This is a genomic window from Methylosarcina fibrata AML-C10, assembly GCF_000372865.1.
In the GTDB taxonomy this organism is placed as follows: domain Bacteria; phylum Pseudomonadota; class Gammaproteobacteria; order Methylococcales; family Methylomonadaceae; genus Methylosarcina; species Methylosarcina fibrata.
Genome location: NZ_KB889965.1, coordinates 46360 through 60385 on the forward strand (window position 1 = coordinate 46360; position 14026 = coordinate 60385).

The window sequence follows — 14026 nt, forward strand, 5'->3', positions numbered from 1 at the left end:
GCCTCTCCGGATCAATCGGCATCGGGGCCGTCGGCCGCCAGACGAAGTCCGGTGAATTGCCAGCGCTGATGCGGATAGAAGAAATTCCGGTAAGTCGGCCGGCTGTGGCCGGGCGGCGTTGCGCTCGAACCGCCGCGCAGCACGTACTGGCCGCACATGAATTTGCCGTTGTATTCGCCGATCGCTCCGGGCCGTATTTTGAACCGGGGATAAGGCGCATAAGGGCTGGCTGTCCATTCCCAGACCTCGCCATAGGAGAACGGGGTGGGAGAGTCGCCGCAGGTTATCGCCGTTTCCCACTCGGCTTCGGTGGGCAACCGTTTACCGGCCCATCGGGCAAAGGCATCGGCTTCGAAATAACTGATGTGGGCGACCGGAGCTTCCGGAACGACGGCTTGCAGGCCTTCCAGAGTCATGCTGTGGTAGCCGTCACGGATTATCCAGTACAGAGGCGCTTGCCATTGTTCCGCCTGTACGGTCTTCCAGCCGTCGGCGAGCCACAACAAAGGATTCCGGTAGCCGCCGTCCTCGATGAAACGAATCCAGTCGCCGTTGGCAACGACGCCTCGTGCCAGTTGAAACGGTTCAAGATAAACCCAATGGCGCGGAAATTCATTGTCGAATCCGAAGCCGTTGCCGTCGTGGCCGATGCGCTCCAGACCTCCGGAAAAGGCGATCATTTCGGAGGAAGGAGCCGAAGCAGGGCGTTTTGGTCGGGATGCGGCGGGCCGATAGGCGGGAAAGAAAGGATTCTGCGCCAGATTGTAAAGGATGTCCGTCAAAAACAGCTCCTGATGCTGCTGTTCATGATGAAGTCCCAGTTCGACGACGTCCTGCAGTTCCTTGCCGACGCCCTTGTCCAGAGCTTCCAGTACCGCCTGATCGACGGTTCGGCGGTATCGGAGAATTTCGGACAAGCCCGGCCGGGTGATCAGTCCGCGTTTGCCCTGGGCCTGGCGCCGGCCTACGTTTTCGTAATAGGAATTGAACAGGAACCGGTAGGGTTCGGATTGCGGCCAGCGGTTATTCAAGGCGCATAAAAAGAATTCTTCGAAAAACCAGGTGGTATGAGCCAGATGCCAGCTTCCGGGGCTGACGAAATCGGCCGCCTGCACCGTCATATCGGCTTCCGATAACGGCCGCGATAAGGACAGGGTTTGTTCTCTTACCGATAAAAAACGTTGGATCAACGCGTTCGACATCGTGTTTCTCCTATCGTAATTGAGCATAACCGGCGCCGGGAACAAGAAAACGGCGGAAAACAGCGCTTGTGTCCGAGGCCATTCGAGAGGGACGGAGCAGCCGATTTTCCGAATGAACAGAGAAAGTTTGTTGTTGAAACCGGCTATCCGGAACCTCTTCCCGGTGCAAATCTAACGCCCTTTATTCTTGTCTTTATCGCTTAAATAAGCAAAAAATTATTCCTTCCGCTCGAACGGCGGTCAGGCGGCCGGGAATTTAACGAAGGGCTTTTAAGTCCAAAGAAACAGTAAAAACGGAACAGGCGCATGTGGAAAATGACTCGATTCGTGTGAATCGGGAATCCGTCATTCCGGTAGAGATTGGCTACTACGCGGTCCTAAGTGCGGCTAAGTTGGAAGGCAGGGTGGAGAAGCGCTGCACTGCCCGACTACCGGGACTTCGTCGGCACAATCTATGGCTTTTCATCTTGCGTGCCAGGCGAATTGTTTCGCTTTCGGAGTGCAACCTGGGCGAATGAATTCGCCCCCACCCAGGCGGGCCGTACACGCGAACCGAAAGGCTTAAGCATCGTTGCCCGAATTCTTGATTTTTGACTTGACTTTTTTAAAGTCTATGATTGTATGAAGTACGTAAGTTTTTTAGGAGAGCGTTATGAAATATGAAAAACACTACTTGACCGGTTCTTCCGGTGATGCTGTCGTAGCGGTTGTTCAGGGCATCGACCGCGACGTCGAACGGGGAGAGGACATGCTGACGCTCGGCTTGTGCATCGTAATGCTGTCGTCCACCTTCGCGCCGGTGGCGCCGCCGGATGTTCTTTTGCCGTTGGTGGCATTGACGTTTGCCGTTACCGTTTATTTCGCCCGAAAGAATTATCATGGCATGGAGCGAAAACTGCTCGCTTCCATGGCCTACCTCAATGCGCAGGAAAAAGCCCTGGTGCATCCGATTGTCGCCGTCTTTACCGAACTTTCGGTGGAATCTCTGGCCGAGTCGTTCAATCCGGTCAGGAATCTGAAACGCACCGTCAAGAGCGCGCTCGGCGGCGTGCTGATCAATCCGCTCTGGATGCCCATTTTCTATGTGATGGGTATTCAGATTCGGGAAGAAAAAAATCTGTTCCAGTTGAACCGGGCCATCATGGGCGTCGAGAGAAAAATTTATCCGCCGACTCACTTTTTGAGTTGACGGTAAGCCAGCCGTTCCGGTCGAAAAAGGAGCGGCTTTGCGGCAAGTCTTCCCGTTTGTTGACGAGTTTCAACCGACCCGTTTCAAATATTCGCTTTCGGAAAAAATATCCCGATTGTCTTCTACACGGTCCAGATACACCATCCCGTCCAGATGGTCGATTTCATGCTGAAAGATTCGGGCGACGAAGCCGTTCAGTTCGGATTCGACCAAATGGCCGTATTCGTCGGTGTAATGAATGCCAATGTCGGTGTATCTCGGCACCAGGGCGCGTATGCCGGGAATGCTCAGGCAGCCTTCCCAGCCCTTTTCCCTGGTTGCCGATAACGGGCGATAGCCGGGATTGATCATTACCGCCGGTTTCATGTCGGGCGCGTGAGGATAGCGCGGCGTCGGGCGGGAGGCGACGATAATGATCCGCCTGGACACGCCGATCTGCGGCGCGGCGAGGCCGACGCCCTGGGTGCCGGCCAGAGCATCCCGCATGGCCGCGATCAGTTGCCGGGTTTCCGTGCCGTGCACGTCGTCCACAGCTTGTGCCCGAAGTCTTAGCACCGGATTGCCCAACAGGGCAATTTCAGAGGACGCGCTCATTGTCTTAAGCCTGTAATTCGGTCAACAGCATCGATTGAGCCTGTATCGGCTCTTCCTGCCCCGTTTTCGGATAGGGCAGATAACTGCCGTCGGGTTGCAGCAGCCAGGATTGGGTAGTGTCCTTCAGGTACAAGTCCAGATCGTGCAGGATGCGGCCGGCCAGCTTTTTGTTTTCAACCGGAAAACACACTTCGACCCGCCGGAACATGTTGCGATTCATCAAATCGGCGCTGGCGGCATAGACTTCCTGGTTGCCGTCGTTGGCAAAGGCGTAAATGCGCCCGTGTTCGAGAAAGCGTCCGATGATCGAGCGAACTTCGATGTTTTCGGAAATGCCCGGAATGCCCGGCCTCAGGCAACAAACCCCGCGCACGATCAGCTTGACTTCGACGCCGGCTTGCGAGGCGCGGTAGAGCGCCTGAATCGCCTGCTCCTCGACGAGTGCGTTGACTTTAATGATGATTTTCGCCGGTTTTCCGTTCCTGGCGTGTTCGATTTCCCTTTCGATCTTTTCCAGCAAGCCTTTGTGCAGAGTAAAGGGCGATTGCAGCAGTTTGTTCAAACGGGTCACCTTGCCCAGGCTGGTCAACTGCGCAAAAACCCTTCTGACATCCTCGCCGAGTTCCTTGTCGCAGGAAAACAGGCCGTAATCGGTGTAAAGCTGGGCCGTTTTCGGGTGGTAATTGCCGGTGCCGAGATGCACGTAATTGCGCAGTTCCTTGCCTTCCCGCCGCAGGATCAGGCACATCTTGGCGTGCGTTTTATAGCCCACGACCCCGTAGACGACATGCACCGCGGCTTCCTGCAGTTTGGCCGCCAGATCGATGTTGGCTTTCTCGTCGAAACGAGCCCTCAATTCGATCACCACCGTCACTTCCTTGCCGGCCCGCGCCGCCTTGATCAGGGCATTGACGATCGGCGAGTCGGCGCCGGTCCGGTAGAGCGTCTGCTTGATCGCCAGCACTTCCGGAGATTCCGCCGCCTGCTTTAAAAATTCGACGACCGGCGAGAATGATTCGAAAGGCTGATGCAGCAGAATGTCGCTTCGCCGGATCGCGGCGAAGATGTCCTTGTTGCGCGCCAGTTGCGGAGGCGTGCTCGGCTTGAACGGAATGAACTTGAGTTCGGGGCGGTCCACCAGTCCGATGATGGCCTGCAGCCGGCTCAGATTGACCGGGCCTTTGACCAGAAACAGATGGTCGCGGGTCATTTCGAAGCGGGCCAGTAAAAAGTTCACCGTCTCGTCGGGGCAGTTGGCGTCGATCTCCAGACGCACTTCGTCGCCGTAATTGCGCATCGCCAGTTCGCCCTCGACGGCGAGCAGCAAGTCGTCGATGGCGTCGTCGTCGACGAAGAAATCGCTGTTCCTCGTCACCCGAAACTGATAGCAGCCCTTGACGTGCATGCCGTTGAACAATTGATCGACGAAAGCATGAATGATCGACGACAAAAACACGAAGTCGTGCGGGCCGCTGCCGGTCCTGTCGGACGGCAACTGCACGATGCGGGGCAGGGCTCTCGGCGCCTGCAGCACGGCGCGGCCGCTGTTTCGGCCGAAAGCGTCCTTGCCGGTCAGCGAAATGATGAAATTCAAGCTCTTGTTGAGAATCCTCGGAAACGGATGCGCCGAGTCCAGCCCGACCGGCGTCAGGATCGGCAGGACTTCTTCGTTGAAATACTGTTGCAGCCATTGCAGTTGCGCCTCGGTCCAGTCCTTCCGGCGGATGAAGCGGATGTTTTGCTCTTCGAGCTGGGGAATCAGGATGTCGTTCAGTACCCGGTACTGTTCCAGCACCAGCAGATGAGCGTTGACGGCGATCCGCTCCAGTTGCTCGCTGGGAGTGAGCCCGTCGGAGCCGACGACCTTGGGATCGATGGCGGCCATCTGGATGATGCTGGCGACCCGGACTTCATAGAATTCATCGAGATTCGAGCAGGAAATGCACAGATAATTCAGCCGTTCGAGCAACGGCACGTTTTCGTTCATCGCCTGGGCCAGCACCCGTTTGTTGAATTCGAGCAAGCTGACGTCGCGGTTGATGTACAGTTCGGGACTTTTCAGGTCGACGGTTTCGGCGGGAGGCGTTTTGTCGGGCAAGGGCCTGGCCGGGATCAGTTTGGCCAGAATGGGTTCGTCTAGAGTCAGCGTATCCATGGTGTTTCGGTAGAGTCAGTTAGAGTATGCCTTTAATAAAGACGTGCCGATCACTGATTTGTTCCGGATTCAGTTTTAAATCGGCGCGGATTAATTGCGCTTTGATTTCTTCGAGGCTGAAAGCCGCCAGCAGGGAATGGTAAAAATCACGCTGCAGAATGTCCAGCTCTTCGCCTGCATAAGTTTTTACCAGCGACCGGGCGGTCTCTATGGAATCCGGCCTCAGCAAATCCATGACCGCGACCTGTGTACCCGGCCGGGAATGGGTTTTTATCGAGCGCCATAGAATTTGGGGGTCGGGCAAGTGATGAAGCAGGCTGTTGCTGAAGATGATCTCATAGTTTTGTTGCGGTAATGTGACAAAGGGCAGTCTGCCGTGAATAAAACGGATGCGCTGCGCCAGTCCGCCGGCCGACGCTCGGGCGCGTTCGATCATCGGCCGGGAACCGTCGACCGCATCGATCCGGCAAGAAGGAAAAGCCCGGGCGAAACGGAAGGTGACGTCTCCGGGGCCGCAGCCCAGATCCAGCGCGCTGCCGTTAAAATCCGGACGGCCGACGAAACTCCGGATTCGTTCGATAAAGTCGTTGTGCGGAACCGAAAAATCGGCTCTGGCGTAGGCTTCCACCTGGTCCGGATCTTCCATCAATTCGGGTTCTAACTGCCTTTCCATTGTCCGGTTTGGGTTCTCGAATAGAATGTCATAAAAACATGTAACTATTCAGCGGAAATCACTGGCTTGTTTATAAGTGGTTTCAAAGTAAGGAAAACCAACTGTAGGAGCGACGCCAGTCGCGATAATCACCGCCCAAATCGCGACTGGCGTCGCTCCTACGAATACCGCTGAATAGTTACAAAAACATTAGAAAAAGATTATTTGAAACACGCCGTTCACGGTTTCGGATTTATTCAGCCGGACGATGAAAGCGCCGGCGGCGGTTTTACTTGTCCCGCCTCACGAAAAAGGTCGACGAGTGAAGCCTCTGTTACCCTGCAAACCGCCGGTGTGCAGGGCGATCATTCTGAGTCCTGGCTTGAAACGGTTTTTGGCGATCAGATCGTATAAAGCATATATCATTTTTCCGCTGTACACCGGTTCGAGCCCGATTTTATGTTTTAATTCAAACTCGTGGATGAATTGATTCAGCTCGGGCGTGGTCCTGGCGAAGCCTCCGAAATGATAATCGTGGTTAACGGTCCAGTGAGTATACGGCCGGGGCAGTAATTTCTCCACTTCATCCGTTAGATAGACCGCGTTTTTGACCGCCGCAAAGCCGATGACCGAAGCGCCTTCCGCCGCCGCGCCGACGCAGCCCGCCAGCGTGGTGCCGGTGCCGCAAGGCAGGCAGAGCATGTCGTAAGACAAATCGATTTCATCGAGGCCTTCCTGGATGCCCGCCAGCGCCAGAGCATGAGCGCCACCTTCGGGCAGCCAGTATTCGCCGGGCCGGATTCCCGGCAGGGCGTCGTGTTCGCGGTAGTGCCTGAGCAGCCGGTACTCGGAACGGGAGACGAAGCGAAGTTCCATGCCCCAGCGCAGGCAGTCCTGCAACGTAGGCGTCAACGGTTCCGGGCGTTCGCCGCGAACCAGGCCGACGGTCTTCAGGCCCAGGACCTTTCCTGTAAAGGCCAGCGCGTGCAGATGATTGGAATAAGCTCCGCCCATGCTGATCACCGTACCGCTCCCCAGCGTCAGGACGTGGTCCAGGCAGTATTTCAGCTTGCGCCATTTGTTGCCGGAAATCACCGGATGCAGCAAATCGTCCCGCTTCAGCCACAGTTCGATTCGGTGCCGGTCGAGCAACGGGTCGTCGATTCGGCTGAGGATGGAAGGGCTGAAGGTTTTTTCCAGGCGGATCAGGGCAGGGTGCATGGACAGGGATTTTTAGAATAAAGGAGACATTGTGATTATATAGCCATAATTTATGATTGGAGGTTATCTTCCGCATTCAATAACGAATATGGATAGCGCTCCGGTTTATGCTAAGGTTCTTAAACAAGTCTGCACAGGAGATATTCTATGAAACCGCACGTCTTTGTCGCGATGCCGTTCGGCAACAAACCGGCCCCGGACGGCACTTCGATCGACTTCAACGCGATCTATGACGATCTGATCAAACCCGCTTGCGAGGAGGCCGGAATGGACGTGTTCCGCGCCGACGAAGAGCAGGCCGCCGGCGACATCAAAACCGACATGTTTCAGGAGCTCTTGATTGCCGATCTGGTCATTGCCGATCTGACGCTGGACAATCCGAACGTCTGGTACGAGCTGGGCGTGCGCCATGCGCTTCGGGCGCGCGGCGTCGTGCTGATCCAGGGACCCAGGAAAAAGCAGCCGTTCGATATTTACACCGACCGCAAGCTCAATTACGGATTGGCGAACGGCAGGCCGGATCCGGGCACGCTGGAGGCCGACAAAAAGGCTTTGGCCGGGATGGTGCAGGCGACGATGGAATCCTGGCACGGGCGCAAGATCAGCCCGGTTTACCATCTGCTGCCGAATTTGCAGGAACCCGACTGGACATCGTTGCGGGTCGGCGAGGCCGTCCAGTTCTGGCAGGCGCACGAGACGTGGAAACGGCGCATCGAGTTGGCCCGGCTGAGCGGCCTGATCGGCGATTTGCTGGTGCTCGCGGACGAAGCGCCGGTCGCGGCGTTTCGCGCCGAGGCGCACGTCCAGGCCGGGATCGCGTTGCGCAAGGCCGAACGCTTCGATTTTGCGCTGGAACAACTGGAAAAAGGTCTGGCCGTCGATCCGGAGCACCGCGACGGCTTGCGCGACAAAGGAATCTGCCTGCAACGGCTGGCACTGCTCGGCAGGCCCGGCTTCACCTTCGACCGGGCCCGGCTGCATTACCGAACGTTGCTCGAGCGCTGTCCCCAGGATGCGGAAGCCCGGGCGCTGCTGGCGCGGATCGACAAGGACGAATGGCTGGAGGCCTGGCGGAACAAAGACAGTACCCCCGAGCAGAGGCGCGCCGACGCGGCCTACGAAGAATCGCTGCTGCGCGCGGCCGTTGAAAGTTACCGGCAATCGTTTCGCTGCCATCCCGGCCATTATTATTCCGGCATCAATGCACTGACCCTGATGCATCTTTATACCGATCTGACCGGAGACAGCCGGTACCAGCCTGAAATGGCCACGATGGCGGGCGCCGTGCGTTTCGCCGCCGGCTGCGAACCGGCGCCTTCGTTCTGGAGTCTGGCGACTCTGGGCGATCTGGAAGTGCTGACCGGTACGGAGAAAACGGTAATCGCGGCCTATCGGGATGCGGCGGCCAAAGCCGAAAACGACTGGTTTGCCCTTAATGCCGTGCTGTCGCAATTACGCATGCTTCAGGATCTGGGTTTTCATCCGGAACGGGTCGAGGCGGGGATTGCCGTGCTCGATCGGGCTCTGGCTCGTTTGGCGAAGCCGAAGGAATCGTGGCAGCCGCGTCGGGTGTTTTTGTTCAGCGGGCACAGGGTCGACCCGCCGGGCCGCCGGCCGCCCCGCTTTCCTCACAATAAATCGGCGATTGCCGCCGAAAAGATTACGGCAGCGCTGATCGCTCAGGGCGCCGGCGAAGGCGATCTGGCGCTGACCCAGGGCGCCTCCGGCGGCGACCTGTTGTTTGCCGAAGCCTGCGCAAGGCTCGGCGTGCGCCTGCAATGGCTGCAACCGTTTACGGAAGCCGAATTCATCCAGCGCTCGATTCTGCCGTCGGAGGCAGGGCAAGACTGGCGGGCGCGTTATTACGAGTTGAAAGGCCGACTGTCCATGCCGCCCCGGGCCATGCCCGAGGCATTGGGACCTTTACCTGAGGGCGCCGACCCCTACGAACGCTGCAACCTTTGGCTGCTGTATACGGCTTTGGCCTTGGGCATCGATAAGGTCCATTTTATCTGCCTTTGGAACGGCGAGGGCGGCGACGGCCCCGGAGGCACCGCCCATATGTACCGGGAAGTCAATGGCCGTACCGGTCAAGTCACCTGGATCCATACCGGAAAATTAGGGTGAGGCTTCACCACGGCGATCGGGTTCGGGGCGTCCTGGGAATTCCATCTTAGTTTCGACAAGCGCCTTAGCCTGGGCGCTTATTCCCAACATGGCATTAAATGAAATTGCGCCTATATTTTCTTAATACTTTAAAGAGAGGGATGCCGATGGCCAACGAAAAATCAGAATCACCGTCGCCAGGCTGGATGCAGTCGATCGAAGTCCGCAAGGAAAGAGCCGACTATTATTTCAATAGCGTTCTTTCCGGCCAGCTCGATTGGTACTCCCGGAATGCCGGCCGGCACAAATCCAGGCATCTTCTGTTCGCCGTTGCGGTGATTGTGCTCGGCGCCCTGATCTCGTTGTTGCAGATATACGCGGACGAAGCCTGGGTAGCCGGAGCGACGGGGGCGTTGGGTGCGGCGGTTGCGGTACTGCGTTCCCTCGATACCTTGCTGCGTCCGAACGAAACCTGGCAGTCCTATCGCAAGGCTTCCGAGGGAATGAAGCGGGAATACCGGCTTTATCTGAACAATGCCGACGCTTATGGCCAGGCTCAAACCGAAGAGGAAGCCTATCGTCTGCTGGTGGAGCGTGTGGAAACGGTCGTCGCCGAGGAGCAGCAACTGTTCTGGCAGTTTCATGCCCGGATTCAAACCGCTGCGGAAGCTTCGGCGGACGCAAGAAAAGCCCCGCAAAACGGGCAAAACTAGAAATTTCGAATACCTGCGGGCAGACGATTTGCCGATGAAAAAAGCCGGAACTTGAAGCCGGGCTTTGGAGAGAAGAACAATGGATAACTGTGCACAGTCCGTAATAAGAAATGTACCGCCCCAGTCCCGGGACGAACGGTTCTGGAATCGCTTGCTCAAATCGATCGAGGAAGGCCAGGTGGTGCCTGTCATAGGTTCTCAGTTATTGACTTTCGGCCCGGAGAATGCGCGTCAGACCTTGCAACGCCGGGTGGCGGAACAGTTGCTCGACATCCGCGACGAAACGCCGGACCGGATCTGTTTGAGTCCGGGCAGGGAGCTCCACGACGCCGTTTCCTTCCTGAAAAGCAGAGCCGACGTCAATCTGCAGGATCTTTACGGCGATATTTCGGATGCCCTGGATGCGCTCGTTTCCGATCCCGGTTTTCAAATGCCGGCGGCGCTTCGGCAAATTGCGGCGATCAGCGATTTCCGCCTGCTGGTCACGTTGAGTCCGGATCCTCTGTTGGCCAAGGCCGTCCGGTCCCGCTCCGCCGTCAATGAAATCATCCATTCGCCCTATCTTCCGACCAGCGAGGCCGGCGATCTGCCTCAGGACTGGCTCAAGAGAAGCGGAGAAAGCCATCTGCTTTATCTGTTCGGCAAGGCCAAGTCGACGCCGGTGTTTGCGATTCACGACGAAGACGTCCTCGAGTACGCGCATAATCTGTTTACCCGCGGCAGCAACGTGCCCGGCCGGTTTCTGGGCGAATTGCAGCAACGGAATTTATTGCTGATCGGCTGCAATTTTCCCGACTGGCTGAGCCGTTTCTTCATGCGCCTGACCAACCAGACGCGCCTGGCCGATAAAAAGACCCGCGCCTGGCTGGTGGAGGACGACCGGCACCAGCCGGGGTTGACCTCGTTTTTCAAAGGATTCAGCCGGGAGACCGAGTTTCTTTCCGACGTGTCTCCGGAAACGTTCGTCGCGGAATTGCACCGGCGCTGGCTGGCGCGCCGCACGCCGGGAGAAGAAAAGATCGACGAGGCGGTCAAGGCGCCCGGCCCGACCTTGTTCTTTATCAGCTATTCGCGCGCCACCGATTTGCCGGCCGCGCAAAAACTGTTCGAATCGCTGCGCCAACAAGGCGTCGGCGAAAATGAAATCTGGTTCGACCGCAACGCGATCGAACCCGGCCAGGATTTTCAGAACAGCATTCTCGACGGCATTCGCGGTTGCCGTTATTTTTTGCCGCTGATTTCCGCCGCCGCCGACCGCTTCGATGAAAAATTCTTTCGCCGCGAATGGAAGCAGGCAATCGATCGGAGCGGAGCGATCGCGGGGCGCGATTTCGTCGTGCCCCTGATCGTCGACGCCGACTACGATCCTCTGGCCTATAAACGGGTGCCGCGCGACTGGACCGAGCACATCGATTTCGGCCATGCGCCGGCCGGGGTGCCCGATCCAAGAACGCGCAACCGTTTGAACAAGCTGATTCGCGACGAGCGCAGGGGAGCGGCCGATAGTGTTTGAGGAGCGGCGGAAAGTTCTGAGGGAGCCTTATATTGCGTTGGACAAGCAAAATCCCTGGCCGGGCCTCGCGCCCTACGATGAAAACGGGCAGAATTATTTTAAAGGCCGGGATGAGGATGTGGAGGAGTTGCTTCGCCTGGTGCGGATGGCGCCGTTGACGGTGCTTTACGGCAAATCCGGGCTCGGCAAAAGTTCGCTGCTCAAGGCGGGGCTGTTTCCGAAACTGAGACAGGATCATTATTTGCCGGTGTACGTTCGCCTGGATTGCAGTTCGCAGGGTTCGAAAACTCCGATGGCGCAGGTCTTTGAATTGCTGCTGGCCGAGTTGGCGGCGCAACAGGCCGATTTTCCCGAGCCGCAGCCGGGCGAGACCGTCTGGCATTATCTGCACCGGCGCGATCTGGAGCTGTGGAGCGGCGACAACCGTCTGCTGACGCCGGTGCTGGTGTTCGATCAGTTCGAGGAAGTGTTCTCTCACAACCGTCTCGATCCGGCCAGGCTCAGGCAGACCTGCCATGAACTGGCTGACCTGGCCGAAAACCGGATTCCGGCGGCGGTCGGTTCCTGTCCGGAAGGTCGTCGGGCCGCGGCGCAACTGGACGTGTTCGCGCAGCGGTACCGGATCGTTCTTTCGTTCCGGGAAGATTTTTTGCCCGAAATCAAAAACTGGGAAAGAGAGGTTCCTTCCCTGTTGAAACACTGGCGGCAGCTTAAACCGATGACCAGGAAGCAGGCGGTCGAAGCGGTGTCCGGCTCGGGAGGCGCAGTATTGGCGTCCGGCGTGGCGGAGGCCATCGTCGACTTCGTCGGCAACCTCGACGAAGCCCGCAGCGAAGGCGACCATACCATCGAACCGGTGCTGCTGAGCCTTTGTTGTTATCAGCTCAATCTGCGCCGTCTGCAACGCCGGGCGGACGTCATCGATGCCGAATTGCTAGGGCACGTCGGCCAGAATATTTTGCAGGAATTTTATGAAAATGCGCTCGCCCGAATGCCGGCTTCGGTCCGGTTGTTTATCGAGACCCAGTTGATTCTAGGAGACCGCTACCGGGCCAGCTATCCGGTCAGGCTGGCGATCGAAAATCAATTCATCAACGAGGCGCAACTGGCCGAGCTGACCGGCCGGCAGCGATTGCTCCGGATCGATCATCAATTGGGCAGCGACCGGATCGAGCTGATTCACGACCGCGTCGTGAGCGTCGTGCGCAAATCGCGCGACCGGCGCAAGAAACTCTCGGAAATCAGAAAAATATGGGCTGTTGCCGCGGTCGTCATGATCGTGGCGGGTTCCGGTATGAGCGGACTGACTTTCTGGCAGCGCAGTATCGATCAATTGAATCTGGCCAAGGCTCAGGCCGATCTGATCGAATCGAAGCGGGCGCTGGCGGCGGAAGCGGCCGGAAGTCGCGGCCCCGGCATCGTGTATATGCAGGTCAGAAGCCGGGAGCAATTGCCGGAAAGCAAGGCCATCCGGCAGGTCTTGATCGATCAGGGCTTCAGGGTGCCGGAAATCGAGTCGCTGACCACGGGACCTTCGGCCACTGAGGTGCGCTATTTTGACGACCAAGCCGCCGAGAGTGCGGTCAAGATCGCCGATCTGATCAAAAGCGCCGGAGTCAGGGACGTGTCGGCGAAATTGATTCCGGATTACCACCATGCCGACCGGCGCAAACAAATTTTTGAAATATGGTTTGCTCCCGACGCCTTTTCGAGCTGACTCGGGGAAAAGGCGCGCTTTGTCGATAAGGTAGCGGGAAACGGCCTCCGGTAAACCGGCCGCCGGATTTCAGGCCTTCGGCAACAGCTCCCATACCGGGACGATGCCGTCCGGCAAAGCTTCCAGCCTGCCCAGTTCGACCCATTGATTGGCCGGGTTGTGGAAGTCTGAGCCGGTCGAACCGGCCAGTTCGAAGCGCCGGGCATAATCGCCGACCCGTTTGATTTCCTCGTCGGTGCTTCGGCCGGTGACGACCTCAATGGCCTGGCCTCCGAATGCCTTGAATTCGGCGAGCAGCCTTCTCATCCAACTGGCGGTCAGGTCGTAACGCGTGGGGTGGGCCAGCACGGCGACGCCGCCGGACTGTCTGAGCCAGCCGACGCCGATTTCCAGTTCGACCCACGGGGTCGGCACATAGGCCGGTTTGCCTTTGGCTAGGTACCGGTCGAAGGCTTCCTGCAGGGTGCCGACGTGGCCTTGCGACAACAGAAAATCGGCAAAATGGGTGCGCGTGATCATCCCTTCGCCGGCGGCTTTCCGGACCGCTTCCAGAGCCCCCGGGATGCGTTTTTTCTCCAGTTTCAGGGCGATCTGTTCGGCTCGCTCGAGACGCGTGTTCTGTAGATTGTGAACCGCTTCGGCCAGAGGCGGATAAGCCGGGTCGACGTTCAGGCCGACGACGTGCAGGCATTTACCCTGCCACGTGGTCGAAAGCTCGATGCCGTCGATGAAGCGGATGCCCGCTTCGGCCGCGGCGGCTCTGGCTTCGGCAAGTCCTGCGGTGGTGTCGTGATCGGTCAGGGCCAGCGCGGTGACGCCTTGCAGACGGGCTCTTTGCACCAGTTCGGCAGGCGACAGGGCCCCGTCGGATGCGGTGGAGTGGCAGTGGAGATCATAGAGTTCGGTGGCGGTCATAATAAAAATTATTGGATTGCAAAGGACAGGAAATCTCTTTCAATGGCCG

General features: G+C 57.9%; 11 protein-coding genes. 5 read left to right on the forward strand and 6 right to left on the reverse strand.

Going from position 1 to position 14026, the window contains the following annotated elements:
* Positions 1 to 11: 11 nt before the first annotated feature.
* Positions 12 to 1202 carry an ergothioneine biosynthesis protein EgtB gene (gene egtB / locus A3OW_RS0100260; protein ID WP_020561434.1) on the reverse strand — a complete coding sequence of 397 codons (1191 nt, stop codon included), beginning with the start codon at positions 1200 to 1202 and terminating at the stop codon, positions 12 to 14.
* Positions 1203 to 1854: 652 nt separating this feature from the next.
* Here egtB and A3OW_RS0100265 point away from each other — a divergent pair.
* Positions 1855 to 2391 carry a hypothetical protein gene (locus tag A3OW_RS0100265; protein ID WP_020561435.1) on the forward strand — a complete coding sequence of 179 codons (537 nt, stop codon included), beginning with the start codon at positions 1855 to 1857 and terminating at the stop codon, positions 2389 to 2391.
* A gap of 69 nt (positions 2392 to 2460) precedes the next feature.
* Here A3OW_RS0100265 and def read toward each other — a convergent pair whose 3' ends face one another.
* From def to A3OW_RS0100285, 4 genes are all read right to left on the reverse strand, one after another.
* Positions 2461 to 2985, reverse strand: a complete 525-nt coding sequence (def, locus tag A3OW_RS0100270; RefSeq protein WP_020561436.1) for a peptide deformylase — start codon at positions 2983 to 2985, stop codon at positions 2461 to 2463.
* Positions 2986 to 2989: 4 nt separating this feature from the next.
* Positions 2990 to 5140 (reverse strand): polyphosphate kinase 1, encoded by a 2151-nt coding sequence (ppk1, locus tag A3OW_RS0100275; RefSeq protein WP_020561437.1) that lies wholly within the window; start codon positions 5138 to 5140, stop codon positions 2990 to 2992.
* 19 nt (positions 5141 to 5159) lie between these two features.
* Positions 5160 to 5813 carry a class I SAM-dependent methyltransferase gene (locus tag A3OW_RS0100280; protein ID WP_020561438.1) on the reverse strand — a complete coding sequence of 218 codons (654 nt, stop codon included), beginning with the start codon at positions 5811 to 5813 and terminating at the stop codon, positions 5160 to 5162.
* A gap of 282 nt (positions 5814 to 6095) precedes the next feature.
* Positions 6096 to 7013 carry a 1-aminocyclopropane-1-carboxylate deaminase/D-cysteine desulfhydrase gene (locus tag A3OW_RS0100285; protein ID WP_020561439.1) on the reverse strand — a complete coding sequence of 306 codons (918 nt, stop codon included), beginning with the start codon at positions 7011 to 7013 and terminating at the stop codon, positions 6096 to 6098.
* 147 nt (positions 7014 to 7160) lie between these two features.
* Between A3OW_RS0100285 and A3OW_RS0100290 the strand changes: the two genes are divergently transcribed.
* From A3OW_RS0100290 to A3OW_RS0100305, 4 genes are all read left to right on the forward strand, one after another.
* The gene (locus A3OW_RS0100290) at positions 7161 to 9140 is read left to right on the forward strand and encodes a TRAFs-binding domain-containing protein (RefSeq protein ID WP_020561440.1); all 1980 of its coding nucleotides are present in this window, start codon (positions 7161 to 7163) and stop codon (positions 9138 to 9140) included.
* Positions 9141 to 9286: 146 nt separating this feature from the next.
* The gene (locus A3OW_RS23640; protein WP_157385749.1) at positions 9287 to 9832 is read left to right on the forward strand and encodes a DUF4231 domain-containing protein; all 546 of its coding nucleotides are present in this window, start codon (positions 9287 to 9289) and stop codon (positions 9830 to 9832) included.
* Positions 9833 to 9911: 79 nt separating this feature from the next.
* A complete protein-coding gene (locus A3OW_RS0100300; protein WP_083918103.1) occupies positions 9912 to 11345 on the forward strand; it encodes a toll/interleukin-1 receptor domain-containing protein in 1434 nt (477 codons plus the stop codon).
* A gap of 37 nt (positions 11346 to 11382) precedes the next feature.
* Complete coding sequence (locus A3OW_RS0100305; protein WP_157385750.1) at positions 11383 to 13062, forward strand: nSTAND1 domain-containing NTPase; 1680 nt, start codon at positions 11383 to 11385, stop codon at positions 13060 to 13062.
* 69 nt (positions 13063 to 13131) lie between these two features.
* On the opposite strand, the gene A3OW_RS0100310 is transcribed toward A3OW_RS0100305, so the two are convergent.
* On the reverse strand, positions 13132 to 13977 hold the full coding sequence (locus tag A3OW_RS0100310) for a PHP domain-containing protein (protein WP_020561444.1): 846 nt from the start codon (positions 13975 to 13977) through the stop codon (positions 13132 to 13134).
* Positions 13978 to 14026: the final 49 nt, after the last annotated feature.

Coding starts and splice junctions, on each gene's coding strand:
- egtB (WP_020561434.1), bottom strand. CDS start 1,202: ATGTCGAACGCGTTGATCCAACGTTTTTTATCGGTAAGAGAACAAACC.
- A3OW_RS0100300 (WP_083918103.1), top strand. CDS start 9,912: ATGGATAACTGTGCACAGTCCGTAATAAGAAATGTACCGCCCCAGTCC.
- A3OW_RS23640 (WP_157385749.1), top strand. CDS start 9,287: ATGGCCAACGAAAAATCAGAATCACCGTCGCCAGGCTGGATGCAGTCG.
- A3OW_RS0100290 (WP_020561440.1), top strand. CDS start 7,161: ATGAAACCGCACGTCTTTGTCGCGATGCCGTTCGGCAACAAACCGGCC.
- ppk1 (WP_020561437.1), bottom strand. CDS start 5,140: ATGGATACGCTGACTCTAGACGAACCCATTCTGGCCAAACTGATCCCG.
- def (WP_020561436.1), bottom strand. CDS start 2,985: ATGAGCGCGTCCTCTGAAATTGCCCTGTTGGGCAATCCGGTGCTAAGA.
- A3OW_RS0100280 (WP_020561438.1), bottom strand. CDS start 5,813: ATGGAAAGGCAGTTAGAACCCGAATTGATGGAAGATCCGGACCAGGTG.
- A3OW_RS0100265 (WP_020561435.1), top strand. CDS start 1,855: ATGAAATATGAAAAACACTACTTGACCGGTTCTTCCGGTGATGCTGTC.
- A3OW_RS0100285 (WP_020561439.1), bottom strand. CDS start 7,013: ATGCACCCTGCCCTGATCCGCCTGGAAAAAACCTTCAGCCCTTCCATC.
- A3OW_RS0100310 (WP_020561444.1), bottom strand. CDS start 13,977: ATGACCGCCACCGAACTCTATGATCTCCACTGCCACTCCACCGCATCC.